The sequence below is a fragment of the Bacillus sp. SIMBA_026 genome, assembly GCF_046535335.1.
GTDB classification, from domain to species: Bacteria; Bacillota; Bacilli; order Bacillales; family Bacillaceae; genus Bacillus; species Bacillus velezensis.
This window is the reverse complement of sequence record NZ_JAWRWX010000001.1, coordinates 1762224-1786979: the sequence shown is the minus strand read 5'-3', so window position 1 is coordinate 1786979 and position 24756 is coordinate 1762224. Positions and strand designations below refer to the sequence as shown.

The 24756-nt window shown below is 47.9% G+C and carries 25 protein-coding genes, 1 other RNA gene and 2 other annotated features; of the genes, 20 read left to right on the top strand and 6 right to left on the bottom strand.

Annotated features, from left to right (window positions below; all coding sequences use genetic code 11):
- The first annotated feature begins 7 nt into the window (after positions 1–7).
- The gene (gene dtd, locus SB847_RS08610; protein WP_410577519.1) at positions 8–451 is read left to right on the top strand and encodes a D-aminoacyl-tRNA deacylase; all 444 of its coding nucleotides are present in this window, start codon (positions 8–10) and stop codon (positions 449–451) included.
- A 27-nt stretch (positions 452–478) separates the two neighbouring features.
- Here the strand turns inward: dtd and SB847_RS08605 are convergent, their stop codons facing one another.
- Positions 479–2041, bottom strand: coding sequence for an N-acetylmuramoyl-L-alanine amidase family protein (locus SB847_RS08605; protein WP_101670093.1), 1563 nt, complete (start codon positions 2039–2041; stop codon positions 479–481).
- Between the two features lie 130 nt (positions 2042–2171).
- Here SB847_RS08605 and SB847_RS08600 point away from each other — a divergent pair, with 130 nt between their 5' ends.
- The 5 genes from SB847_RS08600 (at position 2172) to SB847_RS08580 (ending at position 6856) form a co-directional block, all read left to right on the top strand.
- On the top strand, positions 2172–2342 hold the full coding sequence (locus SB847_RS08600; RefSeq protein ID WP_003152722.1) for a YrzK family protein: 171 nt from the start codon (positions 2172–2174) through the stop codon (positions 2340–2342).
- Between the two features lie 60 nt (positions 2343–2402).
- Positions 2403–2635: a binding site (T-box leader), on the top strand.
- A gap of 63 nt (positions 2636–2698) precedes the next feature.
- The gene (gene hisS / locus SB847_RS08595) at positions 2699–3973 is read left to right on the top strand and encodes a histidine--tRNA ligase (RefSeq protein WP_410577517.1); all 1275 of its coding nucleotides are present in this window, start codon (positions 2699–2701) and stop codon (positions 3971–3973) included.
- 14 nt (positions 3974–3987) lie between these two features.
- Complete coding sequence (gene aspS / locus SB847_RS08590) at positions 3988–5766, top strand: aspartate--tRNA ligase (RefSeq protein WP_032873853.1); 1779 nt, start codon at positions 3988–3990, stop codon at positions 5764–5766.
- Between the two features lie 62 nt (positions 5767–5828).
- Positions 5829–6020: non-coding RNA, 6S RNA (gene ssrS, locus SB847_RS08585), on the top strand.
- A gap of 71 nt (positions 6021–6091) precedes the next feature.
- On the top strand, positions 6092–6856 hold the full coding sequence (locus SB847_RS08580; protein WP_012118080.1) for a tRNA threonylcarbamoyladenosine dehydratase: 765 nt from the start codon (positions 6092–6094) through the stop codon (positions 6854–6856).
- 114 nt (positions 6857–6970) lie between these two features.
- Here the strand turns inward: SB847_RS08580 and SB847_RS08575 are convergent, their stop codons facing one another.
- A complete protein-coding gene (locus tag SB847_RS08575; protein ID WP_003152729.1) occupies positions 6971–8239 on the bottom strand; it encodes a replication-associated recombination protein A in 1269 nt (422 codons plus the stop codon).
- 194 nt (positions 8240–8433) lie between these two features.
- Between SB847_RS08575 and cymR the strand changes: the two genes are divergently transcribed.
- From cymR to SB847_RS08535, 8 genes are all read left to right on the top strand, one after another.
- Positions 8434–8850, top strand: coding sequence for a cysteine metabolism transcriptional regulator CymR (gene cymR / locus SB847_RS08570; protein WP_003152730.1), 417 nt, complete (start codon positions 8434–8436; stop codon positions 8848–8850).
- 18 nt (positions 8851–8868) lie between these two features.
- Positions 8869–10008 (top strand): cysteine desulfurase family protein, encoded by a 1140-nt coding sequence (locus SB847_RS08565; RefSeq protein ID WP_038459347.1) that lies wholly within the window; start codon positions 8869–8871, stop codon positions 10006–10008.
- A 36-nt stretch (positions 10009–10044) separates the two neighbouring features.
- Positions 10045–11160: a tRNA 2-thiouridine(34) synthase MnmA gene (mnmA, locus tag SB847_RS08560; RefSeq protein ID WP_082998784.1), complete on the top strand. Its 1116-nt coding sequence runs from the start codon at positions 10045–10047 to the stop codon at positions 11158–11160.
- A gap of 87 nt (positions 11161–11247) precedes the next feature.
- Positions 11248–11868 (top strand): tetratricopeptide repeat protein, encoded by a 621-nt coding sequence (locus SB847_RS08555; RefSeq protein WP_088461189.1) that lies wholly within the window; start codon positions 11248–11250, stop codon positions 11866–11868.
- Between the two features lie 18 nt (positions 11869–11886).
- Positions 11887–14265: an SF1B family DNA helicase RecD2 gene (gene recD2, locus SB847_RS08550; protein ID WP_017418224.1), complete on the top strand. Its 2379-nt coding sequence runs from the start codon at positions 11887–11889 to the stop codon at positions 14263–14265.
- A gap of 117 nt (positions 14266–14382) precedes the next feature.
- Positions 14383–14838, top strand: a complete 456-nt coding sequence (locus tag SB847_RS08545) for a PRC-barrel domain-containing protein (protein WP_410561398.1) — start codon at positions 14383–14385, stop codon at positions 14836–14838.
- A 12-nt stretch (positions 14839–14850) separates the two neighbouring features.
- Entirely contained in the window at positions 14851–15042 is a 192-nt protein-coding gene (locus SB847_RS08540; RefSeq protein ID WP_003152738.1) for a hypothetical protein, read from the top strand.
- 21 nt (positions 15043–15063) lie between these two features.
- Positions 15064–15195 carry a YrzQ family protein gene (locus SB847_RS08535; protein WP_003152741.1) on the top strand — a complete coding sequence of 44 codons (132 nt, stop codon included), beginning with the start codon at positions 15064–15066 and terminating at the stop codon, positions 15193–15195.
- A 35-nt stretch (positions 15196–15230) separates the two neighbouring features.
- On the opposite strand, the gene SB847_RS08530 is transcribed toward SB847_RS08535, so the two are convergent.
- Genes SB847_RS08530 through SB847_RS08515 form a run of 4 tightly spaced genes read right to left on the bottom strand, consistent with a single transcriptional unit; the run spans position 15231 to position 18189 of the window.
- Positions 15231–15887 carry an amino acid ABC transporter permease gene (locus SB847_RS08530; RefSeq protein WP_015417903.1) on the bottom strand — a complete coding sequence of 219 codons (657 nt, stop codon included), beginning with the start codon at positions 15885–15887 and terminating at the stop codon, positions 15231–15233.
- 18 nt (positions 15888–15905) lie between these two features.
- Positions 15906–16556 carry an amino acid ABC transporter permease gene (locus SB847_RS08525; RefSeq protein WP_044801639.1) on the bottom strand — a complete coding sequence of 217 codons (651 nt, stop codon included), beginning with the start codon at positions 16554–16556 and terminating at the stop codon, positions 15906–15908.
- A gap of 56 nt (positions 16557–16612) precedes the next feature.
- Positions 16613–17440 carry a transporter substrate-binding domain-containing protein gene (locus SB847_RS08520; protein WP_410561400.1) on the bottom strand — a complete coding sequence of 276 codons (828 nt, stop codon included), beginning with the start codon at positions 17438–17440 and terminating at the stop codon, positions 16613–16615.
- A gap of 20 nt (positions 17441–17460) precedes the next feature.
- The gene (locus tag SB847_RS08515) at positions 17461–18189 is read right to left on the bottom strand and encodes an amino acid ABC transporter ATP-binding protein (RefSeq protein WP_045208339.1); all 729 of its coding nucleotides are present in this window, start codon (positions 18187–18189) and stop codon (positions 17461–17463) included.
- Positions 18190–18409: 220 nt separating this feature from the next.
- On the opposite strand from SB847_RS08515, the gene SB847_RS08510 reads away from it, so the two are divergent.
- The 6 genes from SB847_RS08510 to mltG all read left to right on the top strand — a co-directional run bounded on the left by SB847_RS08510 (position 18410) and on the right by mltG (position 24712).
- Positions 18410–19471, top strand: coding sequence for an AI-2E family transporter (locus SB847_RS08510; protein WP_410561402.1), 1062 nt, complete (start codon positions 18410–18412; stop codon positions 19469–19471).
- Between the two features lie 43 nt (positions 19472–19514).
- Positions 19515–19722: a binding site (T-box leader), on the top strand.
- A gap of 80 nt (positions 19723–19802) precedes the next feature.
- Positions 19803–22439, top strand: coding sequence for an alanine--tRNA ligase (alaS, locus tag SB847_RS08505; protein ID WP_410561403.1), 2637 nt, complete (start codon positions 19803–19805; stop codon positions 22437–22439).
- 84 nt (positions 22440–22523) lie between these two features.
- The gene (locus SB847_RS08500) at positions 22524–22790 is read left to right on the top strand and encodes an IreB family regulatory phosphoprotein (protein WP_012118070.1); all 267 of its coding nucleotides are present in this window, start codon (positions 22524–22526) and stop codon (positions 22788–22790) included.
- An 8-nt stretch (positions 22791–22798) separates the two neighbouring features.
- Positions 22799–23215, top strand: a complete 417-nt coding sequence (gene ruvX, locus SB847_RS08495) for a Holliday junction resolvase RuvX (RefSeq protein WP_003152750.1) — start codon at positions 22799–22801, stop codon at positions 23213–23215.
- 13 nt (positions 23216–23228) lie between these two features.
- Entirely contained in the window at positions 23229–23510 is a 282-nt protein-coding gene (locus tag SB847_RS08490) for a DUF1292 domain-containing protein (protein ID WP_003152751.1), read from the top strand.
- A gap of 110 nt (positions 23511–23620) precedes the next feature.
- Positions 23621–24712: an endolytic transglycosylase MltG gene (gene mltG / locus SB847_RS08485; RefSeq protein ID WP_032873884.1), complete on the top strand. Its 1092-nt coding sequence runs from the start codon at positions 23621–23623 to the stop codon at positions 24710–24712.
- Positions 24713–24756: the final 44 nt, after the last annotated feature.

Genomic DNA, 24756 nt, shown 5'->3' with positions numbered 1-24756 from the left:
GCTTGCTATGAAATTAGTTGTTCAGCGTGTAACAGAAGCAAGTGTGACGGTTGACGGCGCTGTCGCCGGCCGGATCGGACCCGGCATTATGGCGCTTGTCGGCATCACTCATGAAGATACAGAAGAAGATGCCGCTTACTTGGCGGATAAAATCGTGAATCTCCGGATTTTTGATGATGAAACCGGCAAGATGAATTTATCGCTTTTGGATACGGGCGGGGAGATTTTATCCGTTTCCCAGTTTACGCTTTACGGCGAAACGAAGAAAGGGAGACGCCCGAATTTTATGAATGCGGCTAAACCGGATCAGGCAGTGCTCCTTTATGAAAAGTGGAACGAGCTCCTTCGGGAAAAAGGAGTCAAAGTGGAAACCGGAATATTCGGAGCCATGATGGATGTTCAGCTGACGAATTCCGGGCCGATTACATTGATTATGGATTCTAAACAATAAAAAAGCTGCCGTTCGGCAGCTTTTTTTTTATGATTGAAAATAATGTTCCAATCCGCTTTCAATTCCGTCTGTCACTTTTTCCTGATAAGAGCCGCTATGTATGATTGTTTCTTCTTGCGGTTGGCTGAGATAGCCGAGCTCATACAACATGGCAGGCCGTTTATTTTCCCTCAGGACGTAATAATCGCCAAACAGAACGCCGCGATCCGGGATAGGGGAACGCTTCACTACTTCAGAATGGACGTCTGAGGCAAGCTGGCGATCCTTAGACGGACTGTAATAATAAGCCGTGCTTCCCCGCGTTGACGTATCGGCATAGCTGTCATAGTGAATGCTGATAAAGGCATCCGCATTCCGGTAATGAGAGGTTGAAACCCTGGCCTGCAGGCTGATAAAAGTATCATCCTGTCTGGTGATATACACGTTTGCACCGGATGCCCGCAATTTTTGGGCCAGCAGCTTAGCGGTTTTAATCGTTACGTTTTTTTCAAACTTTCCGGAGTAGCCGATCGTTCCGCTGTCTTTTCCTCCGTGTCCGGGATCAACGACGATCGTTTTGTTTTTAAGTGAGCCGCTGCCGCCTGACGTGTTGGGAGAAGGTGCTTCGCCTGTTTCCTCACCGCTTTTTGACGTTTGTACGACCCAGTTTGCCACATATGCAGTTTGTCCGTTTTCAAGCCGGACTTCATACCATTTGCCGCTTGAGCCGACAATCGGGTAGGCTGCGCCTTTATCTGCTCTTTTTACGATAGAAGCGGAAGTCGAGGCCGAGCTCCTTAAGTTGGTGCCGCCGTACACAATATACGCTTTTTTCGAGGAGCCTGAGCCCGCAGAACCGTCTCCCGAGCCGGATGCGCTGTCCGATGAGTCAGAATCCTTTATGATGTAGTGGCTTGCTGCCCAGCCTTTTTGCCCGTTTGCTTCAATTTTCAGCCAGCCGTGGTCTTCACTTAAAATGGAAACCTTTGTTCCGCGTGATAATTTAGTCATAATCGCTGAATCGTGTGACGCTGCACTTCTGACATTCAATGAAGAAACGCCGACCGTCCCGTTTTTTGACCCGCTTCGGGCCGAAGTTGCTTTCGTATCCGATCCGCCGCTGTCCGCGGTGACGTATTCGGAAGAAACCCATCCGGTTGTGCCTTGATAAGAAATGTTCACCCATCCGCTGTTCTTGTCCAGCACGGATGCATGTGCGCCTTGCGGAAGTTTGCCGATGACTTCATATGATGTCCCCGGGCCTTTTCTGATGCGGAGGTCAGGATCGGTGGAAGTGACCGTTCCGCTTGTTGCGGATGAATTGTCTGCTCCCCCGGCTGTTTTTGATATCAGCCAGGAAACGACCCATCCGGTTTTACCGGGGCTCAGCTGAAGCTGCACCCAGTCTCCCTCTTCTTTAGCGATCGGGTATCTTTCCCCTTTTTTTACTTCAGCCTTAATTCCATAGCTCAGGCCGGGACCGCCTCTGACATTGATCTTGTCTGTCGCGATGACCGCTTCTCCCTCTGCGGCGATTGCGGTGTGGAATGACGGAAGAAGCGCTGTGATGATGACGCCGCATAAAATAAGAGCAAGAGTTCTCTTCTTCATGGCTGTCCTCCTTTCTGAACTAACTAAAATACATTCTTGTATAATATCGTATTTTCCTTGCTGAATGTTAAATAAAAATAAAATGGTTTGTTTATACTAGTCATAAATACAGCGAAAAGGTGTGCAAATCATGAAATATCAACCAAAAATGGGACGCGCGCTGCACGATGCGGAAGGAAATCTGCATTTCAGTGATCAGAGCGATAGAGAAAAGGCGGGGTTTCTTGAAGAGACGGCGACGGAGTTCGGTCTCTTATCGAAAGAAGCGGTCGCAAGGAAAAACAGACGGAATAAAACTTGACAGGGGAGTGCAATCCCATTATTATAATAGAAATTGATGTACATAAGTCATGATAACGATTTTGAACCGATAATGGAGAAGAGTAGGTCAGAATGCATGGAGAAGAGAGGAACCGTCCCGGGCTGAAAGCGGATCCGCACTGCATCTTTCTCGAAACAACACTCCGGAGGTTCCCTGCTGAACGCTTTAGCAAGTCATTAGGCAGCGGACGTGAACCTGCGTTAAAGGTCAGAGCGGGGATGCTTCGGCATTCCAACTAGGGTGGCACCACGGGTATAACTCTCGTCCCTACTATACATGTATAGTAGGAGCGGGAGTTTTTTTATTTGAAGAAAGACATTAAGGAGGCCTGTAACATGGCATATCACATTCCAAGAGGCACACAGGACATACTGCCGGGTGAATCAGACAGATGGCAGTTCGTCGAACAAATTATGAGGGAGACGTGCCGCACTTATCAATATAAAGAAATCCGCACGCCGATCTTCGAACATACGGAATTGTTCGCAAGAGGCGTCGGTGAGTCTACAGATATCGTGCAGAAAGAAATGTACACGTTTGAAGACCGTAAAGGGAGAAGCCTGACGCTTCGGCCGGAAGGAACGGCTGCCGCAGTCCGCGCGTTCAATGAAAATAAATTATTTGCGAACCCGGTGCAGCCGACGAAGCTTTATTATGTCGGACCGATGTTCCGTTACGAACGTCCGCAGACGGGGCGTTTCCGCCAATTCTATCAATTCGGAATTGAAGCGATCGGCTCCAAAGATCCGGCCGTGGATGCAGAAGTCATTGCGCTTGCGATGAGTATTTACCGTAAAGCCGGTTTGAAACATGTCAAGCTTGTGCTGAACAGCCTTGGTGACCAGGAGAGCCGCAAATCCTATCGGGAAGCGCTCGTCAAACATTTTGAACCGCGCATCGGAGAATTTTGCTCAGACTGCCAGTCGCGTCTGCACACGAACCCGCTCAGAATTCTTGACTGCAAGAAAGACAGAGAGCATGAACTGATGAAAACGGCTCCGTCCATTCTTGATTACTTAAATTTAGAATCAGCCGCTTATTTTGAGAAAGTAAAACAATACTTAAACGATCTCGGCATCCCGTTCGAAATAGATCCGAACCTTGTCAGAGGGCTTGATTATTATAACCATACCGCTTTTGAAATTATGAGCAATGCCGAAGGATTCGGAGCGATTACAACACTTGCCGGCGGGGGCCGCTATGACGGGCTTGTTGAACAGATCGGCGGACCTGAAGCGCCGGGTATCGGATTTGCGATGAGCATCGAACGTCTGCTGGCAGCCATTGACGCTGAGAAAACAGAGCTTCCCGTCAATCAGGGGATTGACTGCTACATCGTGACGCTCGGAGAAAAAGCGAAGGATTATTCCGTTTCCCTCGTGTACAAACTGAGAGAAGCGGGCATCTCAAGTGAAATCGATTATGAAAATAAAAAGATGAAGGGCCAATTCAAAACGGCTGACCGTCTCGGCGCACGTTTTATTGCGATTTTAGGGGAAGATGAGCTTGCCCAGAATAAAATCAATGTAAAAGATGCGGAAACAGGAGAGCAGCGTGAAGTGGTGTTAGACGAGCTGATACAAGTGTTAAAGGCAGATCAAAAGCAGTGAAGGAGAGGAACGCTATGTTTGGAAGAACATATTATTGTGGCGAGATAACTGAAAAAGCGATTGGCGAAACCGTCAAACTGAAAGGGTGGGTGCAGAAGCGGCGCGATCTCGGCGGCTTGATTTTCATTGATTTGCGTGACCGCTCGGGTATTGTGCAAGTCGTGTTCAACCCTGACGTATCGAAGGAAGCCCTTGCCGCAGCGGAAGCAATCAGAAACGAATATGTGCTTGATATCGAAGGCACGGTTTCTGCCCGTGAAGAAGGCACGGTGAATCCCAACCTGAAAACCGGTAAAATTGAAATCAAAGCTGAAGCGGTGACGGTGCTCAGTACGGCGAAAACGCCTCCGTTTCCGATCAGTGACCAGGCGGCTGACGTTTCTGAAGACGTCCGGTTAAAACACCGCTATTTGGATTTGCGCCGCCCGGCGATGTTTCAAACATTGCAAATGCGGCATCAAGTCACAAAATCCATCCGCCATTTCTTGGATGAAAACGGATTTCTTGATATTGAAACACCGATTTTAACAAAAAGCTCTCCCGAAGGCGCCCGTGATTACTTAGTGCCGAGCCGGGTGCATGAAGGAGAATTTTACGCCCTTCCGCAATCGCCGCAGATTTTTAAACAGCTTCTGATGGTGTCGGGCTTTGAACGGTATTATCAAGTGGCCCGCTGCTTCCGCGATGAAGACTTGCGTGCCGACCGCCAGCCGGAATTTACGCAGATTGATATTGAAATGTCCTTTATGAGTCAAGAGGACATCATGGCTCTGGCGGAAGAGATGATGGCGAAAGTCATGCTTGAAACAAAAGGTGTTGAAGTACCGCTTCCGCTTCCGCGAATGACATATGAAGAAGCGATGAACAGCTACGGTTCCGACAAGCCCGACACCCGCTTCGGCATGCTGCTGACGGACGTGTCAGACATAGTGAAAGATACTGAATTTAAGGTGTTCTCATCAGCCGTGGCAAACGGCGGCGTTGTAAAAGCGATCAATGTCAAAGGCGCTGCCGGCGACTATTCCAGAAAAGATATCGATGCGCTCGGCGTTTTTGCCGGAAATTACGGCGCGAAAGGTCTCGCTTGGGTGAAAGTTGAAGCTGACGGCGTAAAAGGCCCGATTGCGAAATTCTTTGATGAAGAGAAGCAGGCAAAACTGGCTGAAGCGCTTGATGCTTCTGAAGGCGATCTGCTCCTGTTCGGCGCTGATAAGTTTGAGGTTGTGGCTCAATCCCTCGGCGCGCTTCGCTTAAAGCTCGGCAAAGAACGAGGCCTGATTGACGAAAGCCTCTTCAACTTCCTGTGGGTTGTGGACTGGCCGCTACTGGAGCATGACGAGGAAGAAGGCCGTTTCTATGCGGCTCACCACCCGTTTACAATGCCTGTCCGTGAAGATCTTGACCTGATTGAAACGGCGCCTGAAGATATGAAAGCGCAGGCTTACGACCTTGTCTTAAACGGCTATGAACTCGGCGGAGGCTCAATCCGTATTTTTGAAAAAGACGTTCAGGAAAAAATGTTCGGGCTTCTCGGCTTTACAAAAGAAGAAGCGGAGGAGGAGTTCGGATACCTTCTCGAAGCCTTTGAATACGGCGCACCTCCGCACGGCGGAATCGCGCTCGGCTTAGACCGTTTGGTTATGCTTCTCGCGGGCCGGACAAACTTAAGGGATACGATCGCTTTCCCGAAAACGGCAAGCGCAAGCTGCCTTCTTACGGAAGCGCCCGGCGAAGTGAGCGAGGCCCAGCTTGAAGAACTTCACCTTTCTGTCAAAAGAAAAGTGAAACAGTAAAGATCAGCAGTTTGTTTCTTGAAAATCAAAATCTGCTGTGATATGATTTTGACAAGTTAAATAAAGTCCTGATGTGTTAGTTGTACACCTAGTTTTGACCGAACATTTTTTTGATTTGGGAGCCCGTATTTTTAAATGGCGTACATGCCTCTTTTCATTCGTTAAGAGGACTTACAAGATTTAAAAAAGGGCACCCACCTGCTGAGAGCGGGTTCAAAACGAAGGAAAGCTGCAACGGCACAATTGGGACTTTATTTTTTGTGCGCTAAAACCAGCGGCTTTTTGACAAGCCGAGTTTATAAAACCAGAATGTGGAGTGAGGTTCTTGTTACATCAGTTTTCCAGAAATGAGCTAGCGATTGGAAAAGAAGGGCTGGACACGTTAAAAAACAGCACGGTGGCCGTTCTCGGCGTCGGCGGAGTCGGTTCATTCGCAGCCGAAGCATTGGCGAGGTCCGGAGTGGGGCGGATCGTGCTTGTCGATAAAGATGATGTTGACATTACAAACGTAAACCGCCAGCTGCATGCGCTCTTGTCGACGGTGGGACAGCCGAAAACAGACTTGATGAAAGCGCGGATCGCGGATATTAATCCGGATTGCGATGTCGTCGCCTTAAAAATGTTTTATACAGAAGAGACATATGAGCAGTTCTTTGAGTATCCGCTTGATTACGTCATTGACGCGTCGGATACGATTCATTATAAAATTCATCTGATGAAAGAATGTCTGAAACGGAATGTTCCGCTGATTTCAAGCATGGGAGCGGCGAATAAAACAGACCCGACACGCTTTCAGATTGCTGATATTTCAAAAACCCATACCGATCCGATTGCCAAAGTCGTCCGCACAAGGCTTCGTAAAGAGGGCATTAAAAAAGGCGTACAGGTCATTTTTTCTGATGAAAGCCCGATCGTCATCCGTGAAGACGTCAGAAAAGAAGTCGGGAATGATGAAGCGAAAATCCGCAAAGCGCAAATGCCGCCGTCTTCCAACGCCTGGGTTCCGTCAGTGGCCGGTCTGATTATGGGCGGACATGTTGTCATGGAGCTCTTAAAGGACATCGACATTAAACGGGTTAAAGATAAATAAAAAGAAAAACAGCCTTCTTCAGGAAAGGCTGTTTTTTATTTGAATCCGCCGTTTACACGAAAGATTTTGGCCGGTATCAAAAAAGACAAGAACACATAGGGTGTCCTTGTCCGGTTATTTTTTCTGCTTCATCAGTTTTTCATACACTTGCTTTATGGCGGCTTCAAATTTCCCCGTTTGTTTCGGTTTATAGTATTGCTTGTTTTTTAACGGATCGGGCAAATATTGCTGTTCGACCCATCCGTTCTCGAAATCGTGAGGATATTGATAGCCGATCCCGCGTCCGAGCTCTTGGGCCCCTTTATAGTGGGCGTCTTTTAAATGTTTCGGCACATCGCCGATTTTACCCGTCCTGATGTCTTTGAGCGCCTCATCAACGGCTGAGATGGCGGAGTTTGATTTTGGCGAGAGGCATAATTCGATTACCGCATTGGCCAGCGGAATTCTCGCTTCCGGAAAGCCGATCCGTTCTGCGGTCTGAATCGCGCTCAGCACCCGGGGGCCTGCCTGCGGGCTTGCGAGGCCGATATCTTCATAGGCGATCACGAGAAGCCTTCTTGATATGCTTTCAAGATCGCCGGCTTCGATCAGACGGGCCAGATAATGAAGGGCGGCGTTTGCGTCCGAGCCTCGGATCGATTTTTGGAAGGCGGATAAGACGTCATAATGCGCATCGCCGTTTTTATCATGAGTATAGCTTTTTTTCTGCAGACATTCTTCCGCCGTTTCCCGTGTAATCCGGATCGTGCCGTCGCTTGATTCCTTTGTGGAGAGCACGGCAAGCTCCAGTGCGTTCAAAGCGGAGCGGACGTCTCCCCCGCACCCTTGTGCGAAATGATCCATCGCGTCGTCGTCCACCGAAACGCTGTAAGAACCGAGTCCCCGGTGTTCATCTGTGAGCGCTCTTTTCAATGCCTGCTTGATCAGATCGGGTGTTAACGGTTCGAGCTCAAATATCTGGGTTCGGCTTCTGATGGCCGGGTTAATGGCATGATAAGGGTTGGCGGTCGTCGCGCCGATTAAAATAATCATGCCGTTTTCTAAATAGGGCAGCAGAAAATCCTGCTTTCCCTTATCAAGCCTGTGCACTTCGTCAAGGATTAAAATGACCTGGCCTGACATTTTCGCTTCCTGTACGACAATCTCCATGTCTTTTTTATTATGAATGACGGCATTCAATTTCCTGAATGCGATGCTTGTCGATCCTGCGATCGCTGTGGCGATGGATGTTTTTCCGATGCCCGGCGGTCCGTACAGGATCATGGATGATAAGTGCTTTGCACGCACCATTCTGCCGATGATTTTATCTTCTTTGACCAAATGTTCCTGGCCGATAATGTCTTCGATATTGGCAGGCCGCATCCGATACGCCAGTGGTTTCATGAACATCTCTCCTTACATATACAGGGTAACGGAAAACGGACGATTAGAAAAGCGAATTGCGGCGGGCCCCGTGTTTCAATGAAAATTAGGATAAGTTATGTTATAATAACAGTTGGTCTATAAGATACTAAACAGATTATTCATATCCATTTACTTGTATAAATTAACAATTAGAATTGACTGGGGTGTTCATATTGAAAATATCGACAAAGGGAAGATACGGGCTCACCATTATGATTGAATTGGCGAAAAAGCACGGAGACGGTCCGACGTCGCTCAAAAGCATCGCCCAAACAAACAGCCTTTCTGAGCATTACTTGGAACAGCTTGTATCACCGCTTAGAAACGCCGGACTCGTAAAAAGCATCAGAGGCGCTTACGGGGGTTACGTGCTCGGGGGCCAGCCTGAAGAGATAACGGCCGGAGATATTATCAGAGTGCTGGAAGGGCCGATCAGCCCGGTAGAAGTGCTTGAGGATGAAGAGCCTGCCAAGCGGGAGTTATGGATCCGCATCCGCGACGCTGTAAAAGACGTGCTGGACAGCACGACGTTAGAAGACCTTGCGAGCTACACGGACGGCGAGCAGGAAGCTTATATGTTCTATATTTAAACCAGAGGTGTAGAGACAATGGAACGGATTTATTTAGATCATGCCGCGACTTCCCCGATGGATGAGCGTGTGCTCGAAGAGATGAAGCCCCATTTCTTCGGCAGTTTCGGCAATCCGTCAAGCATTCATTCATTCGGGAGAGAATCCCGGAAATGGGTCGATGAAGCGAGAGCGGACATCGCGCGCGAAATCAGTGCGAAAGAACAGGAAATTATTTTCACAAGCGGCGGCACGGAGGCTGATAATTTAGCGATTTTCGGAACGGTTGCCGCCCGGAAGAATGAAGGAAAGCATATCATTACGACCGCTGTTGAGCACCATGCTGTGTTGCACGCCTGCGAAAAGCTGGAAGAAGACGGCTTTGAGGTGACATACCTCATCCCCGGCCCTTCAGGACGGATCAGTGCAAATCAGGTGAAAGAAGCGCTCCGTGATGATACAATCCTTGTTACCGTCATGTATGGCAATAACGAAGTCGGAACCATTCAGCCGATTGACGAAATCGGAGAGCTGTTAAGCGGGCATCAGGCCTATTTTCACACAGATGCCGTCCAGGCATTCGGTTATATGCCGATTGACGTGAAAAAAAGCAGAATTGACATGCTGTCTGTTTCCGGTCACAAGCTTAACGGGCCTAAAGGGACAGGCTTTTTATATGTAAATCAAGAGGTGAAGCTGTCACCGATTCTTCTCGGGGGAGAGCAGGAACGAAAGCGCCGCGCGGGAACGGAAAATGTACCGGGCATCGCCGGCTTAAAAGAAGCGGTCGTCCTTTCAAACCGTGAGAGGGAAGAGAAAACAGCGAAGTATAAGGAGTTTAAGAACATCATCATGAGTACGCTGGAAAAATCCGGCGTCACAGCGGAGGTGAACGGAGATGCCGAGAAATGCCTGCCTCATATTTTAAACCTTTACTTTCCCGGTGTGCCGGTGGAAGCGCTGCTGGTCAATCTTGACATGGAAGGCATTGCCGTCTCCAGCGGATCTGCTTGTACAGCGGGATCCGTTCTTCCGTCCCATGTGCTTACGGCCATGTTCGGAAGTGAGAGCGGCAGGCTGACTTCGTCAATCCGCCTCAGCTTCGGCCTCGGCAATACGGCGGAACAAATCGAAACAGCCGCCGAAAAGCTTGCCGCCGTCGTTAAACGGCTTGCTTAAAACGGCGGACTTACGTTTTTAATGGAGTGAATGCAAATGGAAAAACGGCCGGAGGATACAAGAGTCGTAGTCGGCATGTCCGGCGGCGTGGACTCTTCCGTGGCGGCCCTTCTGCTGAAGGAGCAGGGCTACGATGTAATCGGAATCTTTATGAAAAACTGGGATGATACGGACGAAAACGGTTTTTGCACGGCGACGGAAGATTATGAAGACGTCATCCGGGTCTGCAACCAGATCGGAATTCCGTATTATGCCGTCAATTTTGAAAAGCAATATTGGGAAAAGGTATTTCAATATTTCCTTGATGAATATAAAGCCGGAAGAACCCCCAATCCGGATGTCATGTGCAATAAAGAAATTAAGTTTAAGGCTTTCTTGGATCATGCTCTGTCACTCGGCGCGGATTATCTTGCGACGGGCCATTACGCCCGCGTGGACAGAAGCGCAGGTACAGTGCGCATGCTCCGCGGCCTGGATGAAAACAAGGACCAGACTTATTTTCTGAATCAGCTCAATCAGGAACAGCTCAGCAAAGTCATGTTCCCGATCGGTGATCTGCAAAAAAGCCGCGTGCGGGAAATCGCCAAAGAAGCGGAACTTGCGACAGCTGCGAAAAAAGACAGCACGGGAATCTGCTTTATCGGCGAACGCAACTTCAAAACGTTTCTCAGCCAATATCTCCCCGCTCAGCCGGGCGATATGATGACAATGGACGGAGAAGTAAAAGGGCGTCATGACGGTCTGATGTATTATACAATCGGACAGCGCCACGGTCTTGGAATTGGCGGAAGCGGCGAGCCGTGGTTCGCCGTCGGTAAAGATCTTGAAAAAAACATTCTGTATGTTGATCAAGGATTCCATAATCCGCTTCTGTATTCCGATAAGATCACGGCGACAAATGTCAGCTGGACGCGTCCCGGTCTGATGGGCGGCGGCGAAATGACATGCACGGCGAAATTCCGCTACCGTCAGGAAGATCACAAAGTAACGGTGAAAATGACGGGTGATGATGAAGCGGAAGTCATTTTTGACGGGCAGGTACGCGCCGTTACGCCGGGACAAGCCGTCGTTTTTTATGACGGAGAAGAGTGCCTCGGCGGCGGAACGATAGACGACGTTTATAAAGACGGAACAAAACTGTGGTACGTATAACACATGTAAAAAACCTCAACTCGCATGTTGGGGTTTTTTAGCGAAAGGAAGTTAAAAATGGATTATAATAAAATCGGGATTGACGCCATGCAGGAGGGCGATTTTGAAAAAGCGGCAGAGGCTTTTACGAAAGCGATTGAGGAAAACGGGCAAGATCCGGTGCCGTATATCAACTTCGCAAATCTGCTTTCTTCTGTGAACGAACTCGAACGGGCGCTTGCATTCTATAACAGAGCGCTCGAATTGGACAATTCGGCGGCAGCCGCTTATTACGGTGCGGGAAACGTATATGTGATGAAAGAATCGTTTTCCGAAGCGAAGGATATGTTTGAAAAAGCGCTTCGCTCCGGAATGGAAAACGGAGATTTGTTTTATATGCTGGGGACCGTTCTCGTTAAATTAGAGCGGCCGAAGCTTGCACTGCCGTATTTGCAGCGTGCCGTTGAATTAAACGAAAATGACACGGAAGCACGCTTCCAGTTCGGAATGTGTCTCGCAAATGAAGAAATGCTGGATGAAGCTCTGGCGCAGTTTGAGACGGTGATCGAGCAGGACCCAAGCCACGCGGACGCATTTTATAATGCCGGAGTCGCTTACGCGTACAAAGAAAATCGTGAAAAGGCGCTTGAGATGCTGGAAGGCGCAATCGGCATACAGCCTGATCATATGCTTGCGCTTCATGCGAAACAGCTTATCACCCAGTCATAACAAAAGGAGGGAAGGCTCGTGGATCAGCTGAACATCGAAGAACAGCCGTATGTAAAAGGCGTCATTCATACGGTCATTTATCATAATGACACCAACCTGTATACAGTGCTGAAAGTCAAAGTTGCAGAAACGTCTGAGGCGATCGAAGACAAGGTCGTATCCGTAACGGGCTACTTCCCTCTGCTGCAAGAAGATGAGACCTACACATTTTACGGAAAAACCGCCACGCATCCTAAGTTCGGCCTGCAATTTCAGGCTGAACACTTTAAAAAAGAAATTCCGACCACAAAAGAAGGGATCATTCACTACTTATCAAGTGATCTGTTTGAAGGAATCGGAAAAAAAACGGCGGAGGAAATCGTCAAAAAGCTCGGAGACGGCGCGCTCAATAAAATTCTGACGGATGCGTCGGTGCTTTACGATGTGCCGAAAATGTCGAAAAAGAAAGCGGATAAGCTTGCCGGAGAGCTGCAGCGGCATCAGGGGCTTGAGCAGATTATGATCTCTCTGAACCAATACGGTTTCGGGCCCCAGCTATCAATGAAAATATATCAGGCCTACGAAACGGAAACCCTGGAGAAAATTCAGGAAAATCCTTATCAGCTTGTGAAAGACGTTGAAGGCATCGGCTTTGTGAAAGCTGACGAGCTGGGCGGAAAAATGGGTCTGTCAGGAAACCACCCGGAGCGGATCAAAGCGGCAATCTTATATACGATTGAATCGACCTGTCTTTCAGAAGGCCATACGTACATAGAGACAAAGCAGCTGATTATCAATACGCAAACGCTCCTGAATCAGTCAGCTGAAGGCGGCCGCGTCACGGAAATGGATGCGGCTGACGGCATCATCGCCCTCGGGGAGAGTAAGGATATCGTCATTGAAGGAGAGCGCTGCTATTTTCCGTCCTTGTTTTACGCCGAACAAAATGTCGCAAAACGCGTGCTCGACATTGCGGCTCAGACGGAGTATGCCGATCAATTTCCTGAATCGGAATTTCTGCTTGCACTCGGTGAACTGGAAGAACGGATGAATGTTCAATACGCACCAAGCCAAAAGGATGCCATTCAAAAAGCGCTGTCTTCACCGATGCTTTTATTGACCGGAGGACCCGGGACGGGGAAAACGACCGTTATTAAAGGAATCGTGGAATTATACAGTGAACTGCACGGAGTATCGCTTGACCCCGGTGATTATAAAAAAGACGAGACGTTCCCGGTGCTGCTTGCCGCGCCGACGGGAAGAGCCGCAAAACGGATGAGCGAATCTACGGGTCTGCCGGCTGTTACGATTCACAGGCTGCTCGGCTGGAATGGCGCTGAAGGCTTTACCTACAATGAAGATCAGCCGATTGAAGGGAAACTGATCATTATAGACGAAGCGAGTATGCTCGATATCTGGCTCGCCAGCCATTTGTTTAAGGCGCTTCCTAAGCACATTCAGCTCATTGTCGTCGGTGATGAAGACCAGCTTCCTTCAGTAGGACCGGGGCAGGTGCTCAGAGACCTTTTGGCTTCTGAGGTGCTGCCGACCGTGCGCCTGACAGATATTTACCGTCAGGCTGAAGGATCATCCATTGTGGAACTTGCGCATGATATGAAAAAAGGACTGCTTCCAAAGGGGCTGACCGCGCCGACAAAGGACCGCTCATTTATCCGCTGTAATTCTTCACAGATTAAAGAAGTCGTGGATCAGGTCGTCTCGAACGCGTTAAAAAAGGGGTATACCTCCAGGGATATTCAAGTGCTTGCCCCGATGTACAGGGGAAAAGCGGGAATTAACGAGCTGAATATGCTTCTTCAAGACATCATGAATCCGCCGAAAGAAAAAAGGCGGGAGCTGAAATTCGGTGATGTCGTCTACAGGACGGGCGATAAAATATTACAGCTTGTCAACCAGCCGGAAAACAATGTGTTTAACGGCGATATCGGCGAAATCGTGTCCATTTTTTATGCCAAAGAAAATACGGAAAAAGAAGACATGGTCGTCGTCTCGTTTGACGGCAACGAAATCACCTTTACGAAAAAGGATTTCAGCCAGTTTACCCACGCTTACTGCTGTTCCATTCATAAGTCGCAGGGAAGCGAATTCCCTATTGTCGTCCTGCCTGTCGTCAAAGGCTACTATCGAATGCTCAGGAGAAATCTGCTTTATACCGCCATAACAAGAGCGAAAAAATTTCTGATTCTTTGCGGAGAAGAAGAAGCGCTTGAATGGGGCGTCAAAAACAATGATGCCACCGTCAGACAGACGTCGCTTAAAAACAGGCTCACAGAGCAGACTGAAGAGATGGATGCAGAACTGGCCGCCCTGCAAAAAGAGCTGCCGTTCAGTGTATATGATGCAAACATCGGAATGGAAGGCATCACGCCGTTTGACTTTATGGAAGAAAAAGCGTAAAAAAACCCGGAGCATAAACATGCGCCGGGTTTTCGCCTGTGGAAGTCATTTCAAAGTATGCTGCCCGGCTTCTTGGCAAAACCTATACGTGTTCAACAAAAGGTGGTTGATCACACTTTGAGAACATGCCATGCAGCTGAAGGACGAACAGTATATGACGAAAACGGGCGCAGTCTCGGGATGATATCGGATGTATGTTTCTCTCTGGACGGCCGGTTTCTCGGTTTCGTTCTGGAGCAGAAACGCCTGTTTCACAACCGCCATCTTTTTTTAGAGGCAAGTGATATAAAAGAGATGGAACAAGAAGCCGTAGCTTCCGGTCATGCTCATTTGCAGCCTTTGCCGAAGAGCTGTTTCACCTTTGAACAGATTAAGATGCAGCCGGTGAAATCGCCTGATGGTGAAATGTTCGGTTTACTGGAAGATGTATACTTTTGTTTGGACAGGGGCATAATCGTAGCATATGAACTCTCGGACGGCTTCTTTTCAGATCTGGCTGGCAGACGCCAAGTGCGCCGCGCCGCCGATACGCTTATTGAAGCGGGGAAAGAAGGCATCGTCCTGAACGGATAAGAGGTGTAGTCTGTGCTTGTATGTCCGAACTGCAAAAGTAAAGATATCGGCAAAATCGGCGTAAACCAATACTATTGCTGGGGCTGCTTCATTGAGCTGACGGTGGCCAAAGGCAAAATTGCGACACATCAAGTAGAGGAAGACGGCACATTAAGCAGTCTTGATGATTTGTTTTCTGAAGACGAACGCAGTATCAATTTTTAAAGTTGAAAGGAGATACGCGCGATGGGCAGAACAATGACCTCTCTGTTGGCTTTAGGAGCTGGAGCCGTTATGTATCGTATGGCTTCTCAGTCCGATATGCTGAATAAAAAAGGTATGAAACGGATGAGAAGACGAGTCATGAAAATGTTTTAAGCAGAAAAAAGGATACTTCTCCGGAAGTATCCTTTTTACGTTTGTCTCGCTTCCAGCCGTCTGGCTGCGAGAGACAGGCTGTAATTGACCGCGAAATACATCAGGGCCGCCAGCAGAAAGATCGGGAAAAAATATCCCCCGTCAGCGCTTTGTCCGTTTAAAATCTGCGCGTTATGAATCAGTTCGGGCAGAGCGATGACGACCGCAAGTGACGTATCCTTTAATAAGGAGATAAACTGGCTCACAATCGGAGGAACCATACGCCTGAGCGCCTGCGGCATGACGACGAGAAAAAGAGTCTGCGTGTACGTCAGTCCTGAAGAACGCGCCGCTTCAATCTGTCCTTTGTCAACGGATTGCAAACCGCTTCTGATGATTTCTGACAGCATGGCAGATTCAAAAATCGTAAGCGCCGTGATGGCGGCCGCGGTAATTTCCAGTTTGATCCCGATTTCCGGAAGGGCAAAAAACGTAAAGAAAATGATTAATAACAGCGGCAGGTTGCGGATGGTTTCCACAATGGCCGCTATAATGCCCGAGACGATAGGAATTTTCGCATAGCGCAAAGTGCCGGCGGCAAGCCCGAAAATAAAACTCAGGACAATGGAGATCAGCGCAACATAAAGTGTGACCAAAAAGCCGTCCCATAAAAACAGCAGATGGTCAGGTGTATAGGCGCCGCTAAAATCCATGTTTTTCACTCTCCTTTTCTAATAACTCTTTCCGAGACGTCTTTCCAAATAGTGAACCCCGATGCTGAGCGGGATCGTTAATATCAAATAAAAAAGCGCGACGAAAATATAGACATCAAACACGACAAGAGTGCTTGAGGAAACGAGATCCGCCTGATACATCAAATCGAGTCCCGCCACCACTCCGAGTATTGATGAGTTTTTGACAAGGTTGAGAAATTGGTTTCCGAGCGGGGGAATCACGATTTTTACGGCCTGAGGAAGAATGACGTATCTCATCGCCTGACTGTAGGTGAAGCCTGACGATCTGGCCGCTTCCATCTGCCCTTTGGAGACAGTCTGAATTCCGGCTCTGATGGCTTCTGCGATAAAGGCCGACGTGTAAATCGTAAGCGCAATCGTTCCCGCCTGAAAGCCGTCCAGTCTCAGCCCGGCGTTCGGAAGTCCGAAATAAAAAACGAATGTGATGAGGAGAAGCGGGATGTTCCGGATAAATTCCACATACGCAGTGCCGATCCATTGAAGGGGTTTGAAAGCCGTGATTCTCATGACTGCGATCAGAACGCCCAGCGCAAAACTGCCTGCCAGCGCGATGAAGCTCGCAAGCAATGTGTGCAGGAAACCGTCCATATACATATCAAAGTTTTCCGTTAAAATTGAAAAGTTCATCTATGTCACTCCTTATAAAACGGGGATGAGCATGGCTGCTCATCCCGCGGTCCTTTCTATTTTGCCGGTTCTTCTTTAATCCATTTTTTATAGATTTTTTCGTACCTGCCGTCGGCTTTCATTTTTTTCAAAGAGGCGTTGATTTCCTTGATGAGTCCGGATTGGCCTTTTTTGACGGCGATTCCGTAAGGTTCATTTGTGAAGGTTTCGCCTGTCAGCTGATATTGTTTATTTTCATCCGCCATGCCGTATAAAATCGCATTATCGGTTGTGAGCGCATCTCCCTGTCCCGCTTTAAGCGCAGTGAACGCTTCGGCGTAATTTTCAAATTCCAGCACTGAGGCATCAGGCGCTTTTTCTCTGATGTTTTGTGAGGAAGTAGAGCCTTTTACCGCCAATACTTTTGAGCCTTTTCCCAGGTCTTCGGTGCTTTTGATGCTGCTTCCTTTTTTGACGAGCAGGGATTGCCCGGCTTCAAAATAAACATCTGAGAAATCAACTTCTTTTTTCCGCTCATCCGTTATCGTCATCGTGGCGGTGATGGCGTCGATATCGCCGTTTTGCAGCATCGGAATTCTCGTTTTTGACGTCACTTCTTTAAATTCCGCTTTCTTCTCATCCCCCAGAATATCTTTTGCGAGCTGTTTTGAGATATCAATGTCGAAGCCTTCAATATCACCGGAGCTTGGGTTTTTCAGCCCGAATAACCTCGTGTCGGTTTTGACGCCGAAGATGATTTTGTCTCTGTCTTTAATAGAGGCTAACGTGTCTTTTCCCGTTCCTTTTGAATCCCCGGACGTTTCTTTCCCTCCGCAGGCTGCCAGCATAAAGACGGCCAGCAGTGATATCAATCCGAATGACAACCATTTTGTTACGCGTGACATAAGCGCTCCTCCGTTTCTTTTCAGTGATTTAAAATACGGCTTAAGAATAAACGCGCCCTCTCTTCACGGGGGCTTTCGTAAAATTCAGCCGGTGCAGCTTCTTCTAAGATGGCTCCGCCGTCGATAAACACGATGCGGTCCGCCACTTCTTTTGCGAATCCCATTTCATGTGTGACGACTGCCATGGTCATGCCTTCCTTTGCGAGTGTTTTCATGACATCCAGCACTTCCCCGATCATTTCCGGATCAAGCGCGGATGTGGGTTCATCAAACAGCATAATTTCGGGCTTCATCGCAAGCCCCCTGGCGATGGCGACACGCTGCTGCTGGCCGCCCGAAAGCTGTGAAGGATAAGCGTCCGCTTTTTCCGGTATACCGACTTTTTTCAAATAGTATAAGGCCGTTTCTTTTGCTTCTTCTTTTGATTGCTTAAGCACTTTGATCGGTGCGAGCATGATGTTTTGCAGAACGGTTTTGTGCGGGTACAGATGAAAATGCTGAAACACCATGCCGATATTGCGGCGGACCTGATTTATATCCGTTTTCTTGTCATGGATGGAGACGCCGTTTACCGTTAAGGCGCCTCCATCAACTGTTTCCAGCTGATTAATGCAGCGGAGAAGCGTGCTTTTTCCCGATCCTGAAGGTCCGATGATAACGACGACTTCCCCTTTTTTAATGTGCAGATTAATGTTTTTCAGCACGTGGAAATGTCCGTAGTGCTTATTTACATCCTGAAATGAAATCATGGCCATCCTCCTTAAAAAAACATGAGTCATATTGACTGGACAGTTTTTGAAATCCTTTAACACATTACGATGGTTATACAGATTTTTATGAATATTATTTAGATTATTTCGTAATTTCTGATAATTATTTCCGTCAAGAGGTCTGCGTCATAAGGCGGAGTTTATGAAACGGGAATAATTCCGGCTTTCTGTCAAAAGATAAAGCAAGAGGTGAAACGTCATGCTTCAAAAACCGCTGCAGCTCTTAATGTGGACGGCTGTATGTCTGCTCGTTTTGTTAACAGTGTATGTCTTTTGCATGCTCGATATGTTATGGTCTCCCATTTGGCTTGTTATAAAATCTCTCTTTATTCCTATATTCATCGCAGTATTTATTGCTTATCTTTTACTTCCGATTACTGAATGGCTTCATAGAAAAGGGATGGCCAGAACTTTAAGCCTGCTTCTGATTTATTGCCTGTTTTTCGGCGGAATCGGCTGGGGGGTTTATAAAGGGGTTCCTGTTTTAATTGAACAGCTGCAGGATCTGTCTGAGAGCATTCCCGGTCTTGCCAAAAACTACAACAGTATGCTGAAGCATCTGCATAATCACACGGATCATTGGCCTGACGGCATGCACCATCGGATGGACAAAATGATTCAGCAGACAGAAACGTTTCTTGCCGGCACGATTGAAAGCACGATCAGAAGCATCCGTTTCGTGCTTGATTATATCCTGATCGCGGCGACGATTCCTTTTCTCGTGTTCTATATGGTGAAGGATATAGACGTCATGAAAAAGACAGTCTGGTATTTGACGCCGAAGTCCTGGAGAAAAAGGGGGGGTGAATTTCTGCGGGATGTGGACGACTCTCTCGGTGATTACATCCGCGGTCAGCTTCTCGTTTGTTTTTTGCTCGGGTTAATAGCCGGCGTTTCATTTTGGCTGTTCGGGCTTCCTTACCCGCTGATTTTGGGTCTTGCCATCGGGATTACGAATGTCATCCCGTATTTCGGTCCGTTTATCGGCGCTGTACCGGCGCTGCTCCTTTCGCTGGCGATTTCTGCTAAAGCTGTGATCATCGTAATCGTCACGATTTTTATTCTGCAGTTTATAGAAGGAAACATTTTGAGCCCGCTTATTGTCGGGCGCAGTCTCAGAATGCACCCCGTCGTGATCATGCTTGCGCTCCTTGCCGGAGGAGAGCTCGCTGGCATTCCCGGCATGATTCTTGCTGTTCCGGCGGCAGCCGTTTTAAAAGTGACGGCCATTCACTTTTTGCGGATCAGGACGGAACATTGACATTCGGGTTCTGCTTGTCTATAATTTCGAGTAGAATACATACGAATCTCGAGTGACGGATATGAGTACGCCGAAGCCCTGTTTAAGAGAGAAGCTCCGATACGCTGAAAGGAGCTTCAGCAGAAGATCGGCGGAAGCTAATCCTGAGTGCAGTTAAAGGCTGCCGCAGTCCTGCGTTACGGGATGAAAGGTGACAGGCCTTTTTCGGCCTGTAATCAGGGTGGTACCGCGAGACAGCTCTCGTCCCTGTGTGAACGCATGGTTTGCATAGGGAGAGAGCTTTTTTGCTGTCGCAAAAGAGAATTTCGGGTAGTGATAAGGAGGAATATAGATGAAACACTTAACTTCTGCTGAAGTGCGTCAAATGTTTTTAGATTTCTTTAAAGAAAAAGGCCATGCCGTTGAACCGAGCGCCTCATTGGTTCCGCATGAAGATCCGTCTTTATTATGGATCAACAGCGGCGTTGCGACGCTGAAAAAATACTTTGACGGCCGCGTTGTGCCGGAGAATCCGAGAATTGTAAACGCGCAAAAATCAATCCGAACAAATGATATTGAAAATGTGGGGAAAACGGCGCGCCACCACACGTTCTTTGAGATGCTCGGAAACTTTTCCATCGGTGATTATTTTAAAGAAGAAGCCATCACGTGGGCATGGGAGTTTTTAACGAGCGAAAAGTGGATCGGCTTTGATCCGGAGCTGCTGTCTGTAACGGTTCACCCTGAGGATGAAGAAGCTTATACGCTATGGGCGGAAAAAATCGGCGTTCCGGAAGAAAGAATCATTCGTCTGGAAGGGAACTTCTGGGATATCGGCGAAGGCCCGAGCGGACCGAATACGGAAATTTTCTATGACCGCGGCGAGAAATACGGCAATGACCCGTCAGATTCTGAATTGTATCCGGGCGGCGAAAATGATCGTTATCTTGAAGTATGGAACCTGGTATTCTCAGAGTTCAACCACAACCCGGACGGCACATACACACCGCTTCCGAAGAAAAACATTGATACGGGCATGGGGCTTGAACGGATGGTCTCCGTGATTCAGGATGTCCCGACAAACTTTGACACTGATTTGTTTATGCCGATTATTGAAGCAACAGAGCGCATTTCCGGAGATGCTTACGGAAAGGATGCAGTGAAGGATACGGCCTTTAAAGTGATCGCCGATCATATCAGAACGGTCGCATTTGCGGTAAGCGACGGAGCTCTGCCGTCAAATGAAGGGCGCGGGTATGTACTGAGACGCCTCTTGCGCCGGGCAGTGCGATACGCGAAAACCATCGGTATCAGCCGTCCGTTTATGTATGAGCTGGTACCGACTGTTGCAGGAATTATGGACGCTTTCTATCCGGAGGTGAAAGAAAAGCAAGAGTTTATCGCCAAAGTCATCAAAACGGAGGAAGAGCGCTTCCACGAAACATTAAACGAAGGTCTGGCCATTTTATCCGACGTGATAAAGAAAGAGAAGGAAAAAGGCAGCGGCATCATCTCCGGAAAAGACGTATTCAAACTGTACGATACATACGGATTCCCGGTTGAATTAACGGAGGAATACGCGGAAGATGAGCAAATGACGGTTGACCATAAAGGCTTTGAAGCCGAAATGGAAAAACAGCGTGAACGGGCGAGAAATGCGCGCCAAGATGTAGGAAGCATGCAGGTTCAGGGCGGCGCATTGCGCGACATTACCGCAGAAAGCACATTTGTCGGCTACAGTGCCGTAAAAGCTGAAGCGAAGGTGATCGAGCTTCTTCATGACGGGCAATTAATCAGCGAGGCGCATGAAGGGGATACCGTCCAAATCCTTCTTGACAAAACGCCTTTCTATGCTGAAAGCGGCGGACAGATCGGTGACAGAGGAGTGCTGAGAAGCGAGCAGGCTGTCGTAACCATTAAAGACGTGAAAAAAGCTCCGAACGGTCAGCATGTACACGAAGGCACGGTGGCTAGCGGCACGATTCAAAAAGGCGCAAGCGTGACGGCTGAAGTTGAAGATCAAATGAGAAGCGGCGTGGTGAAAAACCATACGGCAACCCACCTTCTGCACCAGGCGCTGAAAGACGTTCTCGGCACACATGTCAACCAAGCGGGTTCACTCGTTACCGAAAACCGTCTGCGTTTTGACTTCTCTCATTTCGGTCAAGTGACGAAAGAAGAACTTGAACGCATTGAAGGAATCGTCAACGAAAAAATCTGGGAGAGCATTCCGGTAGCGATTGATTTAAAACCGATCAATGAGGCAAAAGAAATGGGCGCGATGGCCCTGTTCGGCGAGAAATACGGCGATATCGTCCGTGTCGTACAAGTCGGAGATTACAGCCTTGAGCTTTGCGGCGGATGCCATGTCACGAATACGGCAGAAATCGGTCTGTTTAAAATCGTATCGGAATCAGGGATCGGCGCAGGGACGCGAAGAATTGAAGCCGGAACAGGAAAAGGCGCTTATCAGGAAATGAACAGCCAGCTCAGCCTTCTGCAGCACGCTGCGGACGAGCTGAAATCAAACGTAAAAGACGTACCGAAGCGAATTCAGTCTCTTCAAGCAGAGCTGAAGGAAGCGCAAAGAGAAAATGAATCATTGCTCAGCAAACTTGGCAATGTGGAAGCCGGAGCCATTTTGTCTAAAGTAAAAGACATCGGCGGCGTAAAAGTGCTGGCTGAAAAAGTAAATGCGAAAGACATGAACCACCTTCGCACTATGGTGGATGATCTGAAAGCGAAGCTCGGTTCTGCGGTCATCATTCTCGGCGCCGTGCAAAACGAGAAAGTCAACCTTTCAGCAGGCGTGACGAAAGACCTGATCGAAAAAGGCCTTCACGCCGGCAAAATGGTCAAACAAGCGGCTGAAGTCTGCGGAGGCGGAGGCGGAGGCCGTCCGGACATGGCGCAGGCCGGCGGAAAGCAGCCTGAAAAATTGGAAGAGGCGCTCGCATCTGCGGAAGATTGGATAAAATCCGTTTTATAATCCTTTCAACTAGTGTAGAATGATGATAAGATGAGGACCTCAGGCTGAACTTTGCCTGCGAATTTGGGAAAGAGGTGCAAAACGGTGAGCTCGTTTGATAAAACGATGAAATTTAATTTCTCCGATGATTCTGCTGAAACAAACGTCGAAGAAGTGCTGAATACGGTATATGATGCGCTTCAGGAAAAGGGGTACAATCCTATCAACCAGATTGTCGGATACTTGCTGTCTGGAGATCCTGCATACATTCCTAGGCATCGCGACGCCCGGAACTTAATTCGCAAACTGGAACGTGACGAATTAATTGAGGAATTGGTAAAATCCTATCTAGAACAGCATAAAGAGGCGTAAATACATTCATGAGAATATTGGGACTTGATCTTGGAACGAAAACACTCGGCGTAGCTTTAAGCGATGAAATGGGCTGGACCGCTCAGGGCATTGAGACGATAAAAATAAACGAGGCTGAAGGAGATTACGGTCTGGACCGTTTATCCGAGCTGATGAAAGACTATAATGTAGAGAAGATCGTGCTCGGTTTTCCGAAAAACATGAACGGGACGATCGGTCCGAGAGGCGAAGCCAGCCAAACATTTGCGAAACTGCTTGAAACAGCGTACAATGTCCCTGTTGTGCTATGGGACGAGCGTCTGACGACGATGGCGGCTGAAAAAATGCTGATCGCGGCTGACGTCAGCAGGCAAAAACGAAAAAAAGTCATTGATAAAATGGCGGCTGTCATGATCCTTCAAGGATATCTGGACAGTTTAAACTAAGAGGTGAAAAGAAATGGAACACGGCGAAAAACACATTACAATTGTCGATGATCAAGGCAACGAACAGCTTTGCGAAGTACTGTTCACATTTGAAAACGACACATTCAACAAATCTTACGTACTTTATTATCCGATTGATGCTCAAGACGATGATGAAATCGAAATTCACGCTTCAAGTTTCGAACCGAACGAAAACGGTGAAGACGGCGAACTGATGCCGATTGAAACCGATGAAGAGTGGGAAATGATCGAAGAAACGCTGAATACGTTTTTAGCGGAAGAAGACGAAGAATAAAATGAACGGAAAAAGCCGGAGCGCGTATGCGCTTCGGCTTTTTTTTGTAATAAATTGCCGAATGCACATGAATCATGTAGTATAAGAGCTGTTGGGAGGAAAATACTTGTATGAATATCAATCAGACTAAAAATTCATTTCCGCGTAAAAACAAAAAAACGACGATAATACTGTCCTCCGTGATCGCTCTGCTTATCATCATTTGCGGTGCTTTTTTCTATGGAAAATCCCTGCTGTCCCCGGTTGACAAAGGCAGCAAAACGGCAGTCAATATTAATATTCCGAGCGGTTCTTCCGTTTCGGCAATCGCTGAAATTCTTGAGGATCAGCATGTCATCAAAAGCAAAAAAGCATTTCAGCTGTATGTGAAGTATAAAGGCGCTTCCGGGTTTCAGGCGGGATTTTACCATCTGAATAAAGGAATGGATGCGGATGCGATTATCAAAAAACTGACCGCGGGATCAACGGGATATGCCTTTCAGATTTCCGTTCCTGAAGGAAAACAGCTTACGCAGATTGCGGATGCGATCGCAAAAGAAACATCATATTCAAAAGAAGAGATCATGGCGAAACTGGATGACAAAACATTCATCGGCAAACTGAAAAAACAGTTTCCTGATACGATAACGGACGCGCTTTCAAACAAGAAGCTCAAGCATCCGCTCGAAGGCTATCTGTATCCGGCCACATATCCGTTTAATGATCCGGATGCATCGCTTGACACGATTTTGACGGCAATGGTTCAGGAAACAAACACCCGTATCGAAACGTATAAATCTGAACTGGAAAAAAAGAAACTTTCCGTCCATAACGCGCTGACGATGGCATCACTTATTGAAGAAGAAGCCACCGCCAAAGCCGACCGTCACAAAATCGCCAGCGTTTTTTACAACAGGCTCGAAGAAAAAATGCCGCTGCAGACTGACCCGACGGTATTATATGCGGCCGGTAAGCATAAAAGCCGGGTCTACTACAAAGACCTGAAAATTGATTCTCCGTTTAATACGTATAAACATAAGGGGCTGCCGCCGGGACCGATTGCAAATGCCGGTGATTCATCATGGGAAGCGGCTCTCCGCCCTGACAAAACGGATTATCTTTATTTCCTTGCAAAATCAAACGGCGAGGTCGTTTTCACCAAAACATTAAAAGACCATAATAAAGCGAAGGAAAAGTATATTTCCAAAAAAGACAGCGAATAAAAGGAGGGCAAAAGCTCTCCTTTTATTCCATTCTGAAAGGTTTT